The 22,110-nt window shown below is 48.7% G+C and carries 16 protein-coding genes; 8 read left to right on the top strand and 8 right to left on the bottom strand.

Annotation, left to right across the window (positions count from 1 at the left end):
- Positions 1-74: 74 nt before the first annotated feature.
- The 5 genes from ACPYIV_RS06260 to ACPYIV_RS06240 all read right to left on the bottom strand — a co-directional run bounded on the left by ACPYIV_RS06260 (position 75) and on the right by ACPYIV_RS06240 (position 6,265).
- Complete coding sequence (locus ACPYIV_RS06260) at positions 75-1,394, bottom strand: TldD/PmbA family protein (RefSeq protein ID WP_293734706.1); 1,320 nt, start codon at positions 1,392-1,394, stop codon at positions 75-77.
- Positions 1,395-1,490: 96 nt separating this feature from the next.
- Positions 1,491-3,023 (bottom strand): TldD/PmbA family protein, encoded by a 1,533-nt coding sequence (locus ACPYIV_RS06255; protein ID WP_374042316.1) that lies wholly within the window; start codon positions 3,021-3,023, stop codon positions 1,491-1,493.
- 70 nt (positions 3,024-3,093) lie between these two features.
- On the bottom strand, positions 3,094-4,326 hold the full coding sequence (locus ACPYIV_RS06250; RefSeq protein ID WP_293740087.1) for an anaerobic sulfatase-maturation protein: 1,233 nt from the start codon (positions 4,324-4,326) through the stop codon (positions 3,094-3,096).
- A 72-nt stretch (positions 4,327-4,398) separates the two neighbouring features.
- The gene (locus ACPYIV_RS06245) at positions 4,399-5,412 is read right to left on the bottom strand and encodes an N-acetylmuramoyl-L-alanine amidase family protein (protein ID WP_293734708.1); all 1,014 of its coding nucleotides are present in this window, start codon (positions 5,410-5,412) and stop codon (positions 4,399-4,401) included.
- Positions 5,413-5,704: 292 nt separating this feature from the next.
- Complete coding sequence (locus ACPYIV_RS06240) at positions 5,705-6,265, bottom strand: NUDIX hydrolase (RefSeq protein ID WP_008149609.1); 561 nt, start codon at positions 6,263-6,265, stop codon at positions 5,705-5,707.
- A gap of 132 nt (positions 6,266-6,397) precedes the next feature.
- Here ACPYIV_RS06240 and ACPYIV_RS06235 point away from each other — a divergent pair, with 132 nt between their 5' ends.
- From ACPYIV_RS06235 to ACPYIV_RS06210, 6 genes are all read left to right on the top strand, one after another.
- Positions 6,398-7,846, top strand: a complete 1,449-nt coding sequence (locus ACPYIV_RS06235) for a hypothetical protein (RefSeq protein WP_425886160.1) — start codon at positions 6,398-6,400, stop codon at positions 7,844-7,846.
- The gene (locus ACPYIV_RS06230) at positions 7,818-9,188 is read left to right on the top strand and encodes a GDSL-type esterase/lipase family protein (protein ID WP_425886159.1); all 1,371 of its coding nucleotides are present in this window, start codon (positions 7,818-7,820) and stop codon (positions 9,186-9,188) included. Before ACPYIV_RS06235 ends, ACPYIV_RS06230 begins: the two co-directional genes overlap by 29 nt.
- Positions 9,181-10,740 (top strand): MBOAT family O-acyltransferase, encoded by a 1,560-nt coding sequence (locus ACPYIV_RS06225; RefSeq protein WP_301705518.1) that lies wholly within the window; start codon positions 9,181-9,183, stop codon positions 10,738-10,740. The genes ACPYIV_RS06230 and ACPYIV_RS06225 overlap by 8 nt, the downstream gene beginning before the upstream one ends.
- A gap of 310 nt (positions 10,741-11,050) precedes the next feature.
- Complete coding sequence (locus tag ACPYIV_RS06220) at positions 11,051-11,488, top strand: hypothetical protein (RefSeq protein WP_425886158.1); 438 nt, start codon at positions 11,051-11,053, stop codon at positions 11,486-11,488.
- A gap of 323 nt (positions 11,489-11,811) precedes the next feature.
- Complete coding sequence (locus tag ACPYIV_RS06215; RefSeq protein WP_299364539.1) at positions 11,812-12,138, top strand: hypothetical protein; 327 nt, start codon at positions 11,812-11,814, stop codon at positions 12,136-12,138.
- A 19-nt stretch (positions 12,139-12,157) separates the two neighbouring features.
- Complete coding sequence (locus ACPYIV_RS06210; RefSeq protein ID WP_425886157.1) at positions 12,158-12,568, top strand: hypothetical protein; 411 nt, start codon at positions 12,158-12,160, stop codon at positions 12,566-12,568.
- 239 nt (positions 12,569-12,807) lie between these two features.
- On the opposite strand, the gene ACPYIV_RS06205 is transcribed toward ACPYIV_RS06210, so the two are convergent.
- Both ACPYIV_RS06205 and mfd read right to left on the bottom strand, forming a co-directional pair.
- The gene (locus ACPYIV_RS06205; protein WP_425886156.1) at positions 12,808-14,712 is read right to left on the bottom strand and encodes an AMP-dependent synthetase/ligase; all 1,905 of its coding nucleotides are present in this window, start codon (positions 14,710-14,712) and stop codon (positions 12,808-12,810) included.
- 54 nt (positions 14,713-14,766) lie between these two features.
- Positions 14,767-18,129, bottom strand: a complete 3,363-nt coding sequence (mfd, locus tag ACPYIV_RS06200; protein WP_425886155.1) for a transcription-repair coupling factor — start codon at positions 18,127-18,129, stop codon at positions 14,767-14,769.
- A gap of 175 nt (positions 18,130-18,304) precedes the next feature.
- Between mfd and ACPYIV_RS06195 the strand changes: the two genes are divergently transcribed.
- Both ACPYIV_RS06195 and ACPYIV_RS06190 read left to right on the top strand, forming a co-directional pair.
- Positions 18,305-19,063, top strand: a complete 759-nt coding sequence (locus tag ACPYIV_RS06195) for a polyprenol monophosphomannose synthase (protein ID WP_293734640.1) — start codon at positions 18,305-18,307, stop codon at positions 19,061-19,063.
- A gap of 201 nt (positions 19,064-19,264) precedes the next feature.
- Positions 19,265-20,623, top strand: coding sequence for a transposase (locus ACPYIV_RS06190; protein WP_425886154.1), 1,359 nt, complete (start codon positions 19,265-19,267; stop codon positions 20,621-20,623).
- Between the two features lie 208 nt (positions 20,624-20,831).
- Here the strand turns inward: ACPYIV_RS06190 and ACPYIV_RS06185 are convergent, their stop codons facing one another.
- Positions 20,832-21,950, bottom strand: a complete 1,119-nt coding sequence (locus tag ACPYIV_RS06185) for a hybrid sensor histidine kinase/response regulator (protein WP_293734641.1) — start codon at positions 21,948-21,950, stop codon at positions 20,832-20,834.
- Between the last annotated feature and the right edge of the window lie 160 nt (positions 21,951-22,110).

Below are 22,110 nucleotides of genomic sequence, written 5' to 3'. Positions count from 1 at the left end.
AGGATACAAATAATCCGGTAAAATAAAAAGGCGGACTTTGATTAGCCCGCCTTTTTGCGATATGTCTCGTTTCTCTATAGTCCGCTAAAATCCACTCCGTCGAATAGTAACGAAGGAACACGCCAGCTGGAGAACGTGCGCGGGTCGTTGCCGACTTCGGCCAGGTTGCTCCATAAAGAAATCATGTTGCCTGTTGCATTCATTTCGGAAATGGGCTGTGTCAGTTTGCCTTTTTCGATTAGGAAACCCTCCACACCGTAGGAGAAGTCGCCGGTCGTACTGTTACTGTTGCCGCCGTTGAAGCCGGTTACCAGAATGCCTTTATCGACAGAAGCAATCAGACCTTCTGTATCCTTATTTCCCATCTGCATGGTCAGGATAGAAGGGGAGGCGATAGTCTGTTTCATATCCATCTTATTGGCTGAATAGGTATCGATATAATACGTTTTCAGGACGCCGTTTTCAAACACCGGCATACGCTTTGTCGCTACGCCTTCGCCATCGAAATAACGGGCGCCGGATGCACCTACCATATGCGGTTCGTCAATGATCGTCAGTTTATCGCCCAACACTTTCTGGTCGATTTTATCTAACAGGAAAGAGTTTTTCTGCTGGATGGAAGAACCGTACAGTGCATCGATTACCGGAGAAATCAGGCGGGCGGAATTCATATTGTCCACAACCATCTGGTATTTGCCGGAAGCGACCTTTTTCTGTCCCAGCTTACGCATGACACGTTCCAGAGCTTTTGCACCCAGACCTTCCTTAACCAGCGTATCGTAGTAAAGAGAAGAATCGAACCAGTAAGATTCCGGACGGGCATCCCCTTCACCCTTGATACTAATGCTCGCAACCAAGCTGAAAGAAGAACCGGATGCTTCTCCTTCGAAGCCGTTGCTGGCAACCATATATTTGAAATCTTTCTCGTCACTGTAAGATGAATTGGCGGAGATGATACGGTCGTCTTTCCCCATCATTTCGTTGCAAACGTTCATGGCCAGTGCCACCTTATCGTCCGGCTGGATCGAGTCGAACTTCGGATCGATCAGTTGCAGGTCAGGATTGCCCCCCTTGTAATAGAGGGAAGCATCGGGCAACGTCCGCGCCTTGTCTTCCGCTAAAAAGCGGGTGGAGGCGATGCCGTTACGAATGAAACCTTCCAGTTCCTTCTTATCCAAACGGTTTGTGGAAAAGGAACCGAAACGTCCGTCTACAAACAGATGGATCACCAAGCTGTTTTCCGATGCCTGTTGCAAACGGTCCATTTTCATATCGCGTATTTCGAAAGAACTGCTTGACCCGTTATAGATACTTACACGTGAGGCCTGGCAACCGTTTTTCAAGGCAAACTCCATGGCCCACTGAGCCAGCTTTTTATTTTCGTTCGTTATCATGTCTAATAATTTATGATTTATGATTTATGAATTATGATTCCAGATTATAGATTCATGTGTCGGTGATAAATCATAAATCTGAAATCATAAATCATATCAATTTTCTCCTCCTACTGTAAGTTTACTAACTAAGGCAGACGGCATACCGCAGGTCACCGGACAGGATTGTCCGTCCTTACCGCATGTCCAGGTGCCGTTATCCATCTTGTAATTGTTTCCGACCATCGTGATATCGGCTAACGCACGCGGGCCGTTACCGATGATATTGATATCCTTGATCGGCTGTGTCAGTTTACCGTCTTCGATCAGGTAACCGTCTTTCACAAAGAAAGTGAAGTCGCCTGCACCGATCTGTACCTGGCCGTTGGTGAAACTGGAAGCATAGATACCCTTCTTCACGGTCGAGATCATTTCTTCTTCCGTCACGTTTCCGGCCTCCATATAGGTAGCGCGCATACGCGGGATCGGCATCTGGCGGAATGACTCGCGGCGGCCGTTGCCTGTTGACGGAATGCCGTAATGCTTGGCGCTGATGCGGTCGTGCAGGTAGCTGGTCAAGATTCCTTCTTTCACGATGTAGGTCTTCTGTCCGGCGATACCTTCGTCGTCGATATTGACCGAACCGCGGTTGAAAGGAATCGTACCGTCGTCCACCACATTGATATGCTCGTTACAAACCTTCTTATTCAGCTGGTCGGAGAAGATAGACGTGTTCTTGCGATTGAAGTCGGCTTCGAAAGCATGGCCGATTGCTTCGTGCAATAAGATACCGGAGCCTCCGGCACCCATTACGACCGGCATTTCGCCTCCTTTAGGCTTGATGGCCTGGAACAGGATGGAAGTCTTCTCGACTGCCTCCTTTGCAACTTCGGCAATGATATCGTCAGTCAGGAATTCAGCCCCCATACGGAAAGCGCGGGATGCATACGAATTTTCGATCTTCCCGTTGTCCTCCATGATGCAGACTGCACTCAGCGTCACCATCGGGCGATAGTCGTAATACATTTGTCCTTCGGAGTTGCAGAACAGGATGTGTGAAGTCGTGTCTCCCAATGAAGCCATCACTTTGTGCACCCGTTTGTCGAGCGCAAAAATCTGGTCATTCAATTTCTGGAGATACGGAGTCTTTGCGTTTACGGCAATTTCGTCCCAGGGAGTCTGTATGCCGTAATAATTATTCAAGATCGGTTCCTCCGTCAGGCCCGCCGGAGCCTTTCCTGCCGAGCCGGTTGCGATGCGAGCCGCCGTACGGGCAGCTTTCAGCATCTCATCAAGAGTCACGTTTTCTACATACGCATAACCGGTCTGATCGCCGGCCAATACGCGTACCCCCATACCGAAATCGATGTTGGAAGAAGCACGGTTTACAGCACCGTCCTGCAATCCGATGTTATTCCGGTAGGAATGTTCAAAGAAAAGATCGGCATAGTCGCCACCTTTTTCGAGTGCTGCCGTCAGCACTTTCTTCATGTCGCTTTCACTGACACCAAAATGGTTCTGAGCGAATGAGATACCGGTTGCCTGATCTGCTCCATTTCCGGTACAACTTCCCAGGAATGAGGGAGCCGCTAATGATCCAAGCATAACCATACCTCCTGTTTTGATAAAATCACGTCTGTTGATTTTCACGTTATGATTTATTTTCACGTTATGATTTATTATTATGATTTGTTTATTTGTTATCGGTAGAGACGCACGGTCATGCGTCTTTACGTGCCCATTGCATAACGTTGGCAGGCGGGCGCTCGGCCAACAATTCTTTTTTCATGAAATCCATGTAAGGGGCAACGTGTTTGAAAAATTTCTTGTATCCTTTACATAGATAGTTCAATCCGGGTTCGCCGTTTGCCGTATGGAGGAAACGGTTCTTGGGACATTCGCCGTTACAGGCAAACAGGTAATCGCACTCTTTGCATTGTGTAGGGAGTTTTTCATATTTGTCGGCACCGAACTTCAGTTGGTGCTGGCTGTACATCATCTCGGTAAGCGTCTGGGTATGGATGTTTCCCAACTTATATTCAGGGAATACGAAGTGGTCGCAGGCATATACATCGCCATTGAACTCCATCACTCCGGCATGTCCGCAAGTACGCGCCAGCGTACAGACACCCGGTTGCTCGCCTACCCAGTTCGCCAGAGTTGAGTCGAAGAGCTGGATATAATAATTACCTACATCTTCTTTCAGCCATTCGTCGAAGATTGCGCAGAGGAAATCTCCCCATTTCCCGGCATCGACCGTGAAAGGGGCCAGTTTGATATTTGCATCCTGCTGTTCCGGCGAGGTGAGCAATGTTCCGTCCTGATGGAACCCGAGACGCTCCACAATCGGAGCGAACTGGATATAGTGGCAATCTATTTCCTTGAAAAAGTTATAGAATTCCAGCGGATAATCTACGTTATAGTCGTTGACGACTGCCATCGCATTATATTCCACACCATGTTTCTTCATCAGTTCGATTCCCTTCATCACCTTATAAAAAGAGGGAAGACCTTGCTTGTTACGGCGATATTCGTCGTGAAACTCTTGCGGACCGTCAATCGAGACTCCCACAAGAAAGTTATTCTCCTTGAAGAAACGGCACCAGTCATCGTTAAGCAACGTCCCGTTTGTCTGGATGCAGTTGTCGATCTGGCGTCCGCGGCCATATTTGCGTTGCAACTCCAACGCTTTCTTGTAGAAGCTGATCGGACGCATCAGCGTTTCACCGCCATGCCAGGTAAAGAGAACCTGCGGCATCGTCTGACATTCCAGATATTCCTTGATGAATTTTTCCAGTAGCTGTTCGCTCATGATATGATTTTTCACCTCAGGATAAAGTTTCCCCTTCTCAAGGTAATAGCAGTATTCGCACGCCAGGTTGCAAATCGAACCGACGGGCTTCAACATTACATATACGGGTTTCGCGAACGGGGATATATACGGACTGTTCATGGTATGTCTAAAACGATATTTTATTTAGTTTCGTATGCAAATGTAGTCTTTTTAGCGAATGAATGTTTTTTTTCATCGTGTTTTTTTCCTGTAGCGGTTGTAATCGGTGACAAATCCTTCACAAAGCCAATTCGCGAGTGCCTGTCGGTTATCACTCAAGATGATTCGTTGCTGGTCGAAACTGTTCTGGATATTGCCTAACTCGACGAAAACGGAGGCCGGTGTCGTATGTCTCAACACGTATAGGTTCCGTCCGTCCACCGTTCCGGTAAACCCTCGTCCCGGCTGGTGCTTCTTGTATTTATGGGTGAAAGTCGTCCGCATGGTTTTTGCCAGATGCTTGCTTTCGGAGTTTTTATTCTGGTGATAGAAAAAAACATCGGTCTGGTGTCCCTTGTTCCGGCTGTCCACATGTACGAAGATAGCTCGTTTGTAGGCGTATTTATCCTGCTTGAACAGGGAGTTTATCTTGTCACTTCGTTGTTTCAGGCGGCGAACCTGGTTGAAAGGGATCGGACTGCCCATGCAGGTTTCCCGTTTGCTGTTCTTCAGGTATTTATCGTCCCGTATACCGTCTTTGGCATCCTGGATGATAATGTGGACTTTGGCTCCTTTCATCATAAGGTTGCGTGCCAGTCGAAGCACGATGTCATAAGCATATTCGTCTTCGTGCAACTCGATTTTGCCAATCCGTCCGATTGCCCCCGGATCAGGACCTCCATGCCCGCTGACCAGATAGAAACAGGCTCCTTTCAGTTCGGACGATGTTACTTTATAGGAGGCCAGTTCTTTACCGAACAACGGTTCATAGTTCGCTCGTTTGGCGGTGGCTGCGACAGCTTCTTTTCCTTGTAAGGGGGGAAGCGTATATTTGACTCCCATCCTAAGGACGTTTCCCTTGCCTAATTTCTTTTTATTCAGCTCGATGAACTGTTTCTGATAGGCGGCTCCTATACGGTTATGACGTTTAAGGAACAGGGTAACGCCTTCCCCTTTCTTGGGAAATGCTTTCTCTTGGGCCTGTAACCGGTTGGCGCAAAGTATGGTAAGAAATAACGCGAATATGATACTAAGTTTAAACTTCATTGGTGATGTGTTACTAACGCGAACAAAAATAATGCTTTTTCGGGATTATGCAATACGTTGTTATGCAGAATCAGAAAAATATGACAATATCCCCCTTGAAAAACGTGTTTTTGACACCTGTTGAAAATCAGTGTTATAGCATGTGTAAGATTATTAAAAAATATTACCCTTGCATGAAAATCTATTTTCTCGGGTATGAAAATAGATTTTCATGCCTGTGTATTTCGATTTGGACGAATGGGGGTTTCTGGGAAAATAAACAATAAGGCATAGAGTGGGTAAGTCCTTTTTCTCAGATCAAATGATTCATCGCCATGTATTTCCAAAGTGGGGCGGCATGGAGCGCTTGTTTGATCCGGTCGTCGAGGAGTAACTCTTTTACTTCATCGAGCGTCAGGAGATGGACACTCAGGTCTTCTGTCGCTTCAAGGTGTTGGACTGTGACCGGTTCGACATCCGTGGCAAGATAACAGTAAGTCTGGTTGGTATGGGTACTCGGATTGACGCCTATTACCATCAGTTCGCTCCAATTTCCGTTGCCGTAACCGGTTTCCTCGAGCAATTCCCGTTGGGCGGAGATGAGCGGGGAGGCGTCTTCCTTTTCGCAGACACCCGCGCAAAGTTCGTAAGCCGTAATACCCAGGCCATGACGGTATTGGCTTACAAATACGAATTTCTGCTCTTTGGTGATTGCGATCACGTTGATCCATTCCGGATATTCGAATATATAATATTCGGGGATCCTGTTCCCATTCGGTAATTCCACTTCTTCCTTGCGCACGGTGAACCAAGGTTGGCGGGACAGATATTCACTTTTCAATACTTTCCAGTTTCTGTTTTTCGGAGTTTCCATATTTGTTGTTTGTTAATGTTACTTTTGGATCAAGCCAAAAGTAACGGACATATAATATAAATATGAAACGGCCGAGTTTGTCATAAATTGCGTTTGTTTCTTATCTTTGTGGCTTCGAAAGAGAGGACTTAGATGAATAAAGATAATAATTTCGGCAGACTTTTGCTTCTGCTATTGATTGCGTTAGGTATCTGTTTAGGGCTTTATTACTTACCGGACCAGCTGTTCGGCATGAAAATAAAAAAGGTTGATTTGCTTTCCGATCTTAGGGTAAAGCCCGAATCCTTGTCTATGGATTCCTTGCGTATGCAACTGGAACAACCGGATACGATTCGGATAGATTCGGCTGCCATGCGCGATTCGATCCTGAAAACGACAGGCATCGACTCCGTGGCATTAGCGCTGCGTGATTCCTTATATAATATAATGTATGCAGACCAGGGAGCGGATTCGCTCGGCACGCGCATCGAAGATTACTCTGTCGGCCATATCGGTTTGAAACGGTTTTTTGCCGCCTTACGGGACAACCGGAAGGAGAACCGCCCGGTGCGTGTGGCCTTTTTAGGTGATTCGTTTATCGAAGGCGATATTGTGGTGGCCGATTTCCGTTCGGGAATGCAGGAACGGTTCGGGGGGCGCGGAGTCGGTTTTGTCCCGGTTACATCGGTGGCTGCACAGTTCCGTCCGACGATCGAGCAAAAGGCGGAAGGATGGACTACCTGGTCCATGCTGACAGACCACCATCACCGGTACACGCTTTCCGGAATGACATTCGAGCCGAAAGGAGAGAAGCCGTCTATTTCAGTCAAGACGACAGACCGCTATCCGGAGCTGAAAACGGTTTCGTCCCTTAAACTCTTGTACGAAAAGAATACCCGTACCCGGATGGATTTAGTTTGCAACGGTACGCAAGATACGATCCGTGAAACCTTGAAACCTACATCCGTTATCACGCAATACGAACAGACGGGGACCTTTACGGAGGCCTCCTTCAGCTTTGCCGATACGGCAGGCTTCCGTGCTCTCGGGGTTGCACTCGAAGATAATTCCGGGGTGGTCGTGGACAATTATTCGTTGCGCGGCAATTCCGGCATGATCCTTTCGAGGTTGGACAGTGCCCGTTGCCGGGAGTTGAATGCGATACGTACGTATGACCTCGTCATTTTGCAGTACGGATTGAATGTCGTCAGCGACAGCATTCTCCAGTACGGCTGGTACGCCAAGCGGATGGAAGATGCCGTCCGCCACGTGCGTATTTGTTTCCCGGATGCCGATATCCTGATGTTAGGGGTTTCGGACAGGAGCCGGCAAGTGGACGGGGCGTTCGAAACGATGCCCGCCGTTCTGGCTTTGCTACACGCACAACGGCAGGCGGCCCGCCGTTCGGGTGTCACGTTCTGGAATGTGTTCGGGGCGATGGGAGGAGAGAACAGTATGGTACGCTTCGTGGAAAACAACTGGGCGAGCAAAGATTATACGCATTTGAGTTTCAGGGGAGGAAAAGAGATCGCTTCTGCCTTGTTGAAAGCAATATTATTAGAAAAAGAGTTTTATGATGAAGCAGACAAAGTGGCTCGTTAGCCTATCGGCTTGTTTAGTTTTGATGGCTGTCAGTGCCGCCGGAGCAAAAGGAAGACTGGCGGTCCCGCGCGGGGCACAGGAATCAGGGAACTTCGACACGATCCCGCTCCCTGCACGCACTTATTCGATCGGTAACGAGGTCGATTCGATCCTGTCACCCTTGTCGTTACAGCCTTTCTTTGCCGGGCTTGATTCGCTCAGGGCGGGGAAGGATACCGTATTGACGATCGTCCATCTGGGCGATTCCCACATACAGGCCGGTTATTATTCCGGCAGGATGATGCGCCTTCTACAGGAACAGTTCGGAAATGCCGGACGCGGTTGGATTGCCCCCTTCAAGTTGAGCAAGACGAATGAGCCGGACGACTATTTCATCTCTTCTTCCGTACGCGAATGGGTGACGGGACGTTGCATCCAAGCCAATAAGAAATGTCCTGTCGGAATCGGCGGGATCGGCATCCAGTCCGTTTCGCCCTCCATCAATCTGGATGTCCGGATAGCGCCTAACAACGGAGCCGGCTATTCCTTCAACCAGGCAATCCTTTACCGGGGGGAGAAATCCATGCCGATGTTGCCGGCCGGCCCGAATAAGGATGTGCAGACGTTTTGGGACGCACGATGTAGAGACGCACGGCCGTGCGTCTCTACGGATGTTTGTGGCATTTTGGCCGACACCTTCCGCATCCTATATCCGGTAGATACGTTGCAGCTGCACAGTACCCGGCGGAAACAAGGCACGGACAAACTGCTTCCGGCCTCCACCTTCAAGAATGTGTATTACGGTTTCAGCCTGACGAATGGCAATCCGGGCATCCTCTACCATTCGGTCGGTGTGAACGGAGCGATGTATGTCAATTACACAGACGAAGCCTATGTCCGACAGTTGGCCCTGCTGAAACCTTCTTTACTGATCATTTCGTTGGGTACGAACGAGACCTTCGGTCGCCGCTTCCGTCCGGAAGAATTCGGCGGGCAGGTACGCGCGTTCGTTTCCCTCGTCAAGAAGCAGATGCCTGAAACGGCTATTCTGCTTACCACTCCGCCGGAATGCTACAAGCGGACGTATGTCAATAAGAAGCGGACGTATGTCCGTAACGCGAATACCCAGCTTGCCGCAAAAGCAATTGTAAAAGCGGCCCATGAAGAGGGCGTAGCCTGCTGGGACCTTTTTGCCACTACGGGAGGGAAAAGTTCTTGTATCAATTGGCATAAGGAGAAACTGATGGGGCGTGACCGCATCCATTTCACAAAGGAAGGCTATCGCGAACAAGGAACCTTGTTATATCGTGCCCTGATGCAATCTTGTAATCAAATGTTGAAAATCAGAAAAGATGATGAATGATTTTATAAATAAAATGGGAGAATATTGGTCTCAGCTCTCATTCGACAAACTTGGCGATATATTGACCTACCAGCACAATGCACCGATACTTTTCAGCAGCGGATTGTTTTTCTTCCTTTTTATCGGTTTCCTGATCATTTATATGTCGCTCAGGAAGCACCTATTAACACGTATCATCTATGTCACGCTGTTTTCCATCTATTTCTATTATAAGAGCAGCGGCTTGTTTTTCTTTCTCCTGCTGTTTGTCGCGACATCCGACTTTTGTATCGCGCAGTGCATGGCCAAGACGACCTCCCGGTGGGGGCGTAAGGCATGGGTTGTCCTGAGCCTGTGTGTCGACCTGGGGCTGTTGGGATATTTCAAATACTTCAATTTTCTGCGGGAGATCGTGGCTACCGTAGCCCACGAATTGGGGTACCAGATGGGGAACGCTTCATTACAGAACATCACTTATCAACCGTTGGATATCTTCCTGCCGGTCGGCATCTCCTTCTTTACCTTCCAGACCATCAGCTACGTGATCGATGTGTACCGGGGCAGGATAGAACCCCTCCGGCGTTGGGTAGACTATGTTTTTTATGTCTCCTTCTTCCCGCAGTTAGTGGCCGGCCCGATCGTCCGGGCACGTGATTTCATCCCGCAGATTTATAAGACGCCGGTTCTCACGCGGGCGGAGTTCGGCGAAGGGCTTTTTCTCGTCCTGTGCGGGCTTTTCAAGAAAACCGTCATATCCGACTATATCAGTCTGAACTTCGTCGACCGCATATTCGACGCCCCCTTGCTCTACACCGGGGTGGAAAACCTGTTGGGCGTCTATGGCTATGCCTTGCAGATCTATTGCGATTTCTCCGGCTATTCGGATATGGCGATCGGGATCGCGCTGCTGCTGGGCTTCCGCTTTAACATGAACTTCGATTCGCCTTACCAGTCGGCGACCATCACGGAGTTCTGGCGGCGCTGGCATATCTCGCTTTCTTCGTGGCTGAAAGACTATTTGTATATTTCGCTCGGAGGCAACCGGAAAGGGAAAATACGGACATACGCGAACCTGCTGATTACGATGTTGCTGGGCGGCCTGTGGCACGGTGCTTCCGTCAGTTTTATCCTCTGGGGCGCATTGCACGGGGTTGCGCTGGCCGTCCATAAGTTCATGATGAACCATTTCAGCAGCTTCAAGCCGTTAGGGTCGGAAATGAAACCCTGGAGAAGAGTGTTAGGTGTCCTGGTCACTTTCCATCTGGTTTGCTTCGGCTGGATCCTGTTCCGTGCCGACTCGATGCAGGCGGTAGGCGAGATGCTGACGCAGATTTTCACGAATTTCCATCCGGAGGTCTTCACGCAGTTTGTGGCGGGCTATAAAGGGGTATTCGTTTTGATGGTGACAGGTTATATCCTTCACTTCATGCCGAAATCGGCCGAAAACAGCCTGCAGGCGGTTGTCACCCGTTCCCCTTTGCTTGTGCAGGCGGTGATGCTGGCGATTGCTATTTTTGTTGTCGTACAGTTCAAGAGTGCCGGGGTACAGCCGTTTATTTACTTCCAGTTTTAGTAGGGAAGAAAGCCTTTCCCGTCCTGTTTTGGTTCAAAAGTATCGAATATTGTTCCAAACCCCGCAAGGCCGTATCCGGTACTTTTTTATTCCGAACAATATCCATACCTTGGCGACATTATTCACAAAATAAAAAGTATCATGGCAAACGAAAAGTATTACATTGTACCTGCCACACGCACAGTGACTGCTGGTATGAGAGAGAAAGACTGTACATTCCTTTGCCCGGCCAATTCAGTTCTGACAGGGCGTTGTCACACAGGGATATAAGAGATGGGACTATGGAGTAACCGGCTAAAAACAATTTCGTATGAAAACAAAAATTGTGGCGTTGGGTATAATCTTATGCCTTTTTTCTACAAATATGTATGGGCAAGGCCAGTGGTTTCCTCCTAACACGAACGACACTCCTAAAAAACTATACGATAGAAATTCCACGTATTGGAAAAAATATAAGGTTTTGAAACGTATTGGGTGGGTTGGGTTAGGAGTCGGCGCTTTTGCGATAGCCGGGGGAATTATAGGAGGATCTTTTTCTTTTCAGGGTGGCCATGATACGAAAGTTTGGGAAGGTATTGCTTATTCCGGCATTGGAATTGCAGTAGCCACCATACCGGTTTTTATCTGTGCGGATCAAAAAAAAGAGAAGGCGATTGTTGTTTCTGCCGGTTGCGGGAACTTAGCAGCTCCTCTTTCGGGTGGAAAACTTGCTTGCCGGCAAGGAATAGCGTTACAAATCTGTTTTTGATCGAGATATGAAACTGAATTTCTCATTACTCCTTTTGGAAGCGGTTACCAAAGGATTATCACAGATAAAACGGAAGTTTTGGATGAATAACCGTGGAAATTATATGCTGGTGCTTGGGGAGAAGTCGGTGTCTTTGTTTATTCGACAGGATCGCTTGGCCCTTGGTATAAGAAGTGGGATTATGGAGTGATAAGTTGATTAGTATGAAAAAGTCAAAAATAATTTTTGCGATACTTGTTCTTTTTACTGTCAGCATTTACGGACGGGAATTTCCGTCCGTAAATAATATATGTTTTGTTCCAAAAGTCTCGGATAAGTCTTATATGCAAACACAAGATTGGAAAAGGCATAAGATGTTTAAGGCTTTGGGATGGGGAACTTTGGCTACCGGATTTGTTACGGCAAATGCCGGTTTTTGGTGGTCTGTATCAATGTATGAAGGTGATTATCCTGAAAAGCGGAAGAAGACGGCGGGAGGTATTTGTTATTCCGGCCTGTTTTTGATAGGAGCAAGTATTCCTTGTTTCATCCTCTCGCATGTTTGTAAAGAGAATGCCATTTTGTCTGTCGGAGGCGGAAATATTATAGCTCCATTGCCGTGCGGAAGTGTGGAATATAGACCGGCAGTGGCTTTGCGAATCAGTTTTTGAACATAATATTTTGGATCTCATGAAACAGAAATTCCAGTTTATCCTTTTGGTTTCATTCTTGGCAATATCCGTCTACGGGCAGAATACACGGTTTGTCGGCAGAACCGATTATCACCGGCAAACCGTGGACATGCAGGAGCAGTACCTGAAAAAGCACCGGACTTTCAAAACCATAGGATGGACATCTTTACTAGTCGGGGTTGGCGGAGTCGGTTATGGACTTTTTTCAGATATGTCTCAGGACAAAGCGATAGGAGCGCTGATTTGTGGAGGCTGTCTGGTGTTAGTCAGTGTTCCTATGTTCGGATTAGCCCATTCTAACAAGCAAAAAGCCCGTTCGCTTTCTTTGCAAGGGCGGAATCTCGCTTCACCGTTGCCAAACGGTTCTGTTTCTTATAGCCCAGGAGTTTCATTGTGCTTGAATTTTTAATAAATAGGGCAGAAACACCGTTTCTAACCGCTTTCCGTCCGGGAAGTAGCCGGAAACACGGTTTCTTGCATCGTGCATTATAAGCGCGAAGTCCTGAACCAAAAGGCATCCAAACCGGGTGAGGCGGGTGATATTTCGCCCGATAATAATGACGAGCGTCCCGGCGAGCTTTAAGCTGCCGGCATAGTATAAAAAAACAAAAGCCCTTCCCGTGGTCCGGGGAAGGGCTTTTGCGTTTTCTAAAGCAAGGCTCTTTTATTCTCCTCGTTGACCGGATTTTTCCCTTCCGGCGTATAGAGATGGTCGATGCGGGAGGCGTAGGCCTTCTCCACTTTGCCGCGGACGATCTTCATCGTGCTGTTGACCATGCCGTTCTGCTCGGTGAAAGGTTCAGGCAGGATGGCGAAGGCGGCAGGCAGCCAACGGTCGGGGAAGAGGGTGGACAGGTCGCCTCCCTTGCGGAAACGGTCTATCTGCGACTGGATGATCCGGATCGCTTCCTCGCGTCCTTCGTCTGACGAAAAGTCGAGATGAAGGTGTGCCAGATGCTTCTTCAGCCGGTCTTTGTTGGGGACGACGAGGGCGACGGTGTACGGGCTTTGGTTGTTGTACAGGATCAGCTGGTCGATCGAGGAGGAGTGTTCGACCAGCGCCTCTTCGATCCCTTCCGGGCTGTATTTCTCGCCGTCGCTGCCGATCAAGAGGCTCTTGAAACGTCCGAGGACGTAGAGCAACCCATCCTTTCCCATATACCCCATGTCGCCGGTGTAGAGCCATCCGTCGCGCACGGTTTCGGCCGTCGACACCGGGTTCTTCCAGTAGCCCGCCATCACATTCTCGCCGCGTACGACGATCTCGCCTTTCTCGCCTGCCGGAAGCTCATTGCCGTCGGCATCGCATATTTTCAGGTCGAGCGGACGGACCAACACGCCGCTGCTGCCGAACGTGTGCCGCTCAGGGCCGTTGGTCGAGATCACCGGGGTAGCTTCGCTCAGGCCGTAGCCCTGGTACATCGGCAGGCCGATGGCGTAGTAGAACTTTTGCAGGTCTTTGTCGAGCAGGGCGCCTCCGCCGATGAAGAACTTCAACTGGCCGCCGAAGTTCTCGCGTACTTTCGCGAACAGATGCTTGTCGAACAGGTTCACGAGCGGTTTCAGCAGGCGGCGCGCGCCGCGTCCCTTGTCTTCCCCGCCGTTTCCGTTATAGATATAGGCTACCCGGAGGGCGATGTTGAACAGGCGCGTCACGTTTTTGCCCTGGGCACGGATGCCTTGCTCGATGTTCTTTTTGAAGTTCTTGGCCAACGCCGGGACGCTCAGGATCAGGTAGGGCTTGAACTCTTTGATATTGATGGGGATGTTCTTCAACGTCTCTAACCCCGTGCGCCCGACCTGTACGGTGGCGACGGATGCTCCCTTCGACATGAAGATGTAGAAGCCGACCACGTGGGCGAAACAGTGGTCGAGTGGCAGGATGACCAGCGTGCGCCATGTATGGTCGATATCGACGCACGAGAGCGCTTGCTCCACATTCGCCGTATAGTTGCGGTGCGTCAGGATGACGCCTTTCGGGTCGGCTGTCGTGCCGGATGTATAAGTAATCGTCGCGTAGTCGTCATTTTCGACAGACAGGGCGGTGTCGAGGAACGATACCAGCGAATGGGTCGACAGGTATTCTTTTCCCATACGTATCACTTCGGAAAGCGCGATCTCTTTTTCGCGGTATTCCGGCTGATCGTCCATCACGATCACCTTCTCGACAAGGGGCAGGCGGTCCATGATGGCGCGTATCTTCTTCAACTGGTTGCCGGAGACGAGGATATATTTCACATCCGCATGCACGAGGCGGAACAGCAGGTCGTTGGCTTCTTCCAGCTTGATCGAGAGCGGGACGTTGGTCGCACCGGCGTAGAACATCGCCAGTTCGCCGATGATCCAGGCATTCCGGCCTTCGGAGAGGAGCGCCATGTTGTCGCCTTTCTTTACGCCGAGCGCAACAAAACCGGCGCCGGTGGTGTAGACTTGCTGCCGGACTGCCCCGTAGCTGGTGGAAACGTACTTGTCTCCGGTCTTTTCCCACAGGAAAGGCATATCCTTGTGTATCCGTACCGAGTCCTCAAAAAGGTCAATGATTGTCTTTCTCATATCTGTAATAGTGTTTCGTGTTATATTCTAACGATGTATTTTCTCTAAACCGTGTTACCGTTGGACGACCGCTTCCTTCCCGATCTCCTCCAGATAGCCGCAAGCCGCTTCAACCGTCGGCACGTTCTTGACCACGATGCTGCGTTTCCCGTTTTGCTCGCGGAGGGTGCATTCGCGCGGGTGCTTCTGGATGAAACCGAGCAGTTTGTCGAACGCTTCGCTCTCGTAATACGGGCTTTCGGGGTTGGTGACGAGGAAGATGCTCATCTGCCCTTTTTTCAGGATGATCTTTTCCATGCCTAATATCTTGGCCATACGACGGAGGCGGACGACGCGGATCAACTCTTTCCCTTCTTTCGGGATCTTGCCGAAACGGTCTTTCAGCCGTTCGGTGAAAGCGAGGATATCGCGTTCTTCCTCCATCTTGTCCAATTCGCGGTACAAAGAGACGCGCTCGGAGTCGTTCGGGATATAGGTTGGCGGGAACATCAGTTCGAGGTCGCTCTCGATATACGTTTCGCGGACATATTCGCTACCGGTGTCGGGATGCGTCCCGCCGGCATCGGAATAGAGGTCGGCAAACTCTTCGGCCTTCAACTCGTCCACGGCTTCTTCCAGGATCTTCTGGTACGTTTCGTAGCCTAAGTCGGCGATGAAACCGCTCTGTTCGGCTCCTAACATATTTCCCGCTCCCCGGATGTCGAGGTCTTGCATGGCGATATGGATGCCGCTGCCCAGCTCCGAGAAGTTTTCGATCGCCTGCAAACGGCGGCGCGCCTCCTGTGTGAGGCTCGACAGGGGCGGAGAGAGGAGGTAGCAGAAGGCCTTCCGGTTGCTCCGCCCGACACGGCCGCGCAACTGGTGCAGGTCGCTGAGGCCGAACTGCTGGGCATTATTGATGATGATCGTGTTCGCGTTCGGTACGTCGATTCCGCTCTCTACAATACTCGTGGCGATCAAGACATCGTATTCGTAGTTGACAAAATCCAGGATGATCTTTTCCAACTTCTCCGGCTCCATCTGCCCGTGGCCGACGGCGATGCGGGCATCCGGCACTTCGCGTCTGACAAGCGCCTCCATCTCGTAGATGTTCTGGATGCGGTTGTTGATCAAGAAGACTTGCCCGTTGCGGCTCATCTCGAAGTTGATGGCTTCGCGGATGATGTCGGGGTTGAACCGTTCCACCTCTGTCTGCACCGGGTAGCGGTTGGGCGGAGGGGTTGTGATACTCGACAGGTCGCGGGCGCCCATCAGCGAGAATTGCAGGGTACGAGGGATCGGAGTGGCGGTCATGGTGAGTGTGTCCACATTGGCTTTCAACTGGCGCAACTTCTCTTTGACGGAGACGCCGAACTTCTGCTCCTCGTCGATAATCAGCAGGCCGAGGTCTTTGAACGTGACATCCTTGCCAACAATACGGTGGGTGCCGATGATGATGTTCACGTGTCCCTCCTTGAGGTCTTTCAGGATTCCTTTTATGTCTTTCGCCGTACGTGCACGACTGATGTATTCGATCCGGCAGGGAAAATTTTTCAACCGCTCGGAGAAGGTCTGGTAATGCTGGAACGCCAGCACCGTGGTCGGGACGAGGACGGCTACCTGCTTGTTGTCCGCAACGGCTTTGAAGGCGGCGCGGATGGCGACCTCGGTCTTTCCGAACCCTACGTCTCCACAGATCAGGCGGTCCATCGGGCGGTCGTTCTCCATGTCGACCTTGACGTCGGCCGTCGCTTTCATCTGGTCCGGCGTGTCTTCATAGATGAAGCTGGCTTCCAGTTCGTGTTGCATGAAGCTGTCCGGGCTGTAAGCAAAGCCTTTTTCCTGCTTGCGTTTGGAGTAGAGTAGGATCAGGTCGCGGGCGATGTCCTTGACTTTCGACTTGGTGCGCTCCTTCATCTTCTCCCAGGCTCCTGTCCCGAGCTTGCTCAGTTTAGGCGGCTCGCCGCTGTCCTTGCCTTTATACTTGGACAACTTATGTAGGGAGTGGATGCTGACGAAAATGATATCGTTGTTCTGGTAGATCAGCTTGATGGCTTCCTGCATCTTGCCGTTCACTTCCGTGCGGACGAGGCCGCCGAACTGGCCGACACCGTGGTCGATATGCACGATGTAGTCGCCGGTCGTGAATTGGTTCAGCTCCTTCAGCGAGAGGGAGAGTTTTCCGCTCCGGGCCTTGTCGCTCTTCAGGTTGAACTTGTGGAAGCGGTCGAACAGTTGGTGGTCGGTGAAGAGGCAGACACGCAGCGTCTCGTCGGCGAAACCTTCATGTATGGTCTTGTTGACAGAGGTGAAAGGGATGTTGTCCCCCCGGTCCTCGAAGATGGCACGGATGCGGGCGGTTTGCTTCTCGACGTCGCTCAGTATATATAATGTATAGCCCTCTTCTAAGTATTTGTGGAAAGATTTGCTGACCAGATCGAAGCTCTTGTGATAGATCGGTTGCGCCTCCGTCCGGAATTCTAAGGTGGCATCAGCCGTTCCCGTAGGCCGTGTACCGAAATGAAGGCGGCAGAAACCGAGCGCAGAGCGCAGGAAGTCTTCTCCTGTCACCAACTTGGCCCGCATCTGTTCGATATCGGCAAACGATTCTTCGTCACCGGTGATCGGTTCTTCATTCCAGATACTGCCGATCCGCTCTTTTACCCATGCCAGGTCTTTGCAGGCGAGCAGTGTCCCGGACGGCAGCGAGTCCATCAGGGACGAGTTGGTCCGGTTCCCCTTCGTCATTTCAGGCACGATATAGATGCTGTCCAACTTTTCCTTCGATAACTGTGTCTCTACATCGAACGAACGGATCGTCTCCACTTCGTTTCCAAAGAAGTCGATACGGTAAGGGAACTCGTACGAGAACGAGAACACGTCCAAAATACTGCCGCGCATCGCATACTGCCCCGGCTCATAGACATAATCCACCTGCTCGAAACCGTATTCGTCTAATACGTCCGAAACGAACATATTATCCAGTTTCTCGCCCACACTGATCTTTAGCGTGTTATCTTTCAGCACCTCCCGCGAGATCACCTTCTCCGCCAATGCATCCGGATAGGTGACAATGACGAAGGGAGCAGTCGGGTCCTGCAACGTGCTTAAAACTTCTGTCCGCAGGATTTCGTTCGCCGGGTCCACATGTCCGTACTTGATGGCACGCCGATAGGCGGAAGGGAAAAAATAGATCCCGTCGCCTCCGGTAAGCTGAACCAGGTCATGATAGAAATAGCCGGCTTCCTCCAGGTCATTTAAAACGCACACATGGCTCCCCCTTCTTTTGGAAAAAAGAGAAGCTATTGTCATTGCGGCCCCTGAACCGTTCAGTCCTTTCAAAAAGATATTGCGGGACGTTTTGCTTTTTAACAGGGTATGTAACGCCGTCACTTGCGGATGGGCGGCATATTGTTTTAGTAAATCTTGTACCTCCAACGGATAAATTGATAATTGATAATTATATATGTGCAAAATTACGGAAAATGTCACAATGATATTCTTAAAATCGAGGAAAATATCTACCTTCGCGTCTGAGTTGAAGTTTGAAAGATAAAACATTGTTTTGTGATTTTCAATTTTCAATTCTCAATTTTCAATTAAACAGTGGATTATGTCAGACAGTATTGTTATTATTCCCACGTATAACGAGAAGGAGAATATAGAAAACATTATTCGGGTTGTATTTGGGTTGGAGAAAGAATTTCATATTTTGATTATAGATGATGGATCGCCCGACGGCACGGCTGATATTGTAAAGCGGCTGCAAAAAGAGTTTCCCGACCGCCTTTTCATGGTGGAACGCAAAGGCAAGTTGGGACTGGGTACGGCTTATATCTGCGGATTCAAGTGGGCAATAGAGCATAAGTATGATTTTGTATTCGAAATGGATGCAGACTTCAGTCATAATCCGAATGATCTTCCCAAATTATATGCAGCCTGTACGGAACAGGGAGGCGACGTCGCAGTCGGTTCGCGTTATTGCAATGGCGTGAATGTCGTAAACTGGCCGTTAGGACGCGTGCTGATGTCCTATTATGCCTCCGTATATGTCCGCTTTGTTACCGGCATGAAGGTGCAGGACACGACAGCCGGTTTCAAATGCTACCGTCGCGAGGTACTTGAAACGATCGATTTGGACCGCATTCATTTCAAAGGGTATGCATTCCAGATAGAAATGAAGTTCACAGCTTATAAGTGCGGCTATAAAATAGTAGAAGTCCCCATTATCTTTATCAACCGCGTATTAGGTACTTCCAAGATGAATTCCTCTATTTTCGGGGAAGCCCTGTTTGGCGTATTGAAACTGAAATGGTGGAGTCTGTTCCGTAAATATCCCCGGAAAGGGAGCCGGAAAGCGATTGCCGGATAATACCTTTATAAAAAGAGACAATAAAAAAGCTGCATCTTCCGAAGACGCAGCTTTTTTAGGGATATTCAGTAAATCCTATAAAATTAGCCAACTAATTCATACTAAAAGTATTGCGAATTAGTTGGCTTTTTTGTATCTTTAGGTATTCCCCCGTAAAATACGGTTTGACGGCCAAAACGGGGGAAATATCCACACTAAGATATGGCGAAGATACAAAATATTTCAGAAATTCACCCTACTTTAGGGTTTACAGAATTCGATATTCTGGAAAAATATCGTAAGAGTTTTCATGCGAGTGAACTTGGCAGTCTTCATTCCGTGTTTCCGTTCGAGAGCATAGCCAAAGAGATAGGTCTTTCACAATCCCGCTTGGGTCGCAGGAACAGTTTCAGTCCTTCCGCGAAGATAGCCCTTATGGTACTGAAGGCTTACACCGGATTCTCTGACAGGTTATTGGTAGAACATCTTAACGGAAACATACACTATCAGTTGTTCTGTGGTATCATGATAGACCCGTCCTGCCCTATAACGAACTACAAGATAATCAGTGCTGTCCGTAATGAGATAGCATCCCGTCTTGACATCGACTCCCTTCAGAAAATCCTTGCCTCACACTGGAAGCCTTATCTTGAGAACCTTCACGTATGCATGACCGATGCCACATGCTATGAAAGTCATATGCGTTTCCCTACGGACATGAAGCTCCTTTGGGAAAGCATCGAATGGCTCTACCGGCATATCCGCATACATTGTGGGCAACTCGGCATAAGGCGTCCCCGTAACAAATATGCGGATGTTGCGGTATCCTATCTATCCTATTGCAAGAAAAGAAAGAGGAAGGCTTCAAGGACAAGGATGCTGAGGCGTCGCATGATCAGACTCTTGGAAAAACTCATCATACAACGGGATGACATTCACAGAGAATACGGCTCTTCACTCACATATACACAGGATTATCAGAAGCGGCTTTCCATCATCAGAAAGGTCCTTGTACAGGAAAAGGAACTCTTTGAAGGCAGGAAGGTCAGTGACCGTATTGTCAGTATTGACCGTCATTACGTACGCCCTATCGTAAGGGGCAAGGAGGTAAAATCTGTAGAATTCGGCGCAAAGGTTAATAACATACAGATAGACGGGATCTCGTTCATCGAGCACGTCTCTTTCAAGGCATTCAATGAGGGCATACGCTTGAAGGATTGTATCCGTATGCATCAGAAGTTGATGAATGTAAGGGTCAGGTGTGTGGCCGCCGATTCCATATACGCCAATAATGCCAACAGGAAGTTCTGTACAAAATATGGGATATCAACCTCCTTTGTACGCAAGGGAAGGGCCGCGAAGGATGAGCGGGTGAGGAAGGTTCTCAGGAGTGAACTCTCAAGGGAAAGAGCCACCAGGCTTGAAGGCAGTTTCGGTACGCAAAAACAGCATTACTCGCTATCGAAAGTCAAAGCACGGAACAGGAAAACAGAAATCCTGTGGATTTTCTTTGGAATACATACGGCAAACGCCATATTGATGATTGATAAAATCAAAAACAGACAGAAGAGAGCTGCATAGCATAAGTATAAAGAATCTATTAGAAGAAGTCCCAGGCTTCTTCCGGAACATCGTGCCCGAAAGGAGAAGATTTTAGGTCAGAGAGAAAAAATTGATAATAAAAATGGCATATGAGATGATATGAACAAAGCATCTTCATATGCCATTTTATGTTTTTAAAGACATTTACTGAATGTCCCTTTTTATTGTCATATATTCTATTGTCGTGTCATTCCTGATTCAATGCTTTCAAAGAGAAATGGAAAGTAGTGCCTTTCCCTTCTTCGGAATCAAACCACAGTTTACCGCCGAGTTGTTCGACAAAGTCCTTGCATAACATTAAGCCCAAACCGGAACCCTTTTCGTTATTTGTCCCGTAGGAAGTAAAATGAGTGTTTTGTTTCAGCAGTTTGCCCTGGTCTTCCTTCTTGATTCCTTTACCGGAGTCTTTCACGCTGACAACGACGAAGTCTCCGTCTGTTTTGGTAGATACTGTAATCATACCTTTTTCGTAGCTGAATTTAACAGCGTTGGAAACCAGATTGCGGACGATTGTCTTTACCATATCGATATCTATCGACCCCATCAATTCTTTATCCAAACCTTCGAGCTTGATAGATATCCCTTTTTGGGTAGCCATCGGAATAAAGATTTCGGCGGTACTGCTGACGATACTGTTGATATCGACCTGTTGCCTGTAGATACTCTGTTTGTTTAAGCGATTCTTAGCCCATTTCAAAAGATTATCGAGAAGTTGGAATATTTCTTCGGATGTCTTGTTCATCATCTGAAGCATTTCGTAGACCTCGTTGCTTACCTGATTCTTATCGACCATCATCAGGATCGCGTTATTCATCATTTTCAAAGAACCGAGTGGAGAACGCAAATCGTGAGCGATAACCGAATAGAGCGTATCACGGGATTCGATCGTGTTTTCAAGTTCCTGCTTGATACGTTTAATGCTGAACAGTTCGTAACGGTGGGCGACACGCTTCACCAATTCTTCCCGTTGGAAAGGTTTTGTTACATATTCCGTTGCCCCCAGCTGGTACCCCTTTACGATACTTTGCATATCGCTCAGGGCTGACATGATAATGACGGGGATGTTGTTTGTTTCCGGATTACTTTTCAAATGTTGCAACACCTCATATCCATCCATCTCCGGCATCATTATATCGAGCAAGATAAGATTAGGATGCCTTTCCTGGGCGATGCGTAGCGCTTTAGCTCCGCTGTCTGTCGTTAGTAGTGTATAACCTTCTTTTTTTAGTATTGCTTGCACAAGCATGACGTTAGTTGGCACATCGTCTACCACTAATACAGTATATTGTGATGCTAAGTTTTCCATTTGATTCTGTACTTTTCTTGATATTCAAACACTATCAATGATACAAATGTATTTAATTCTGTTGACATAAACGTCTTTTTCCCGAAAATAAATTCTATTTCGCTGAAACTTTTGTTTTGTATATTAAAGATGTTTTGCTAAAACGCTTAAAAATAAAATC

Source organism: Parabacteroides vesiculifaciens (assembly GCF_049860805.1).
GTDB lineage: Bacteria > Bacteroidota > Bacteroidia > Bacteroidales > Tannerellaceae > Parabacteroides.
The sequence above is the reverse complement of the archived record's forward strand: the minus strand, read 5'-3'. Positions and strand labels throughout refer to the sequence as shown.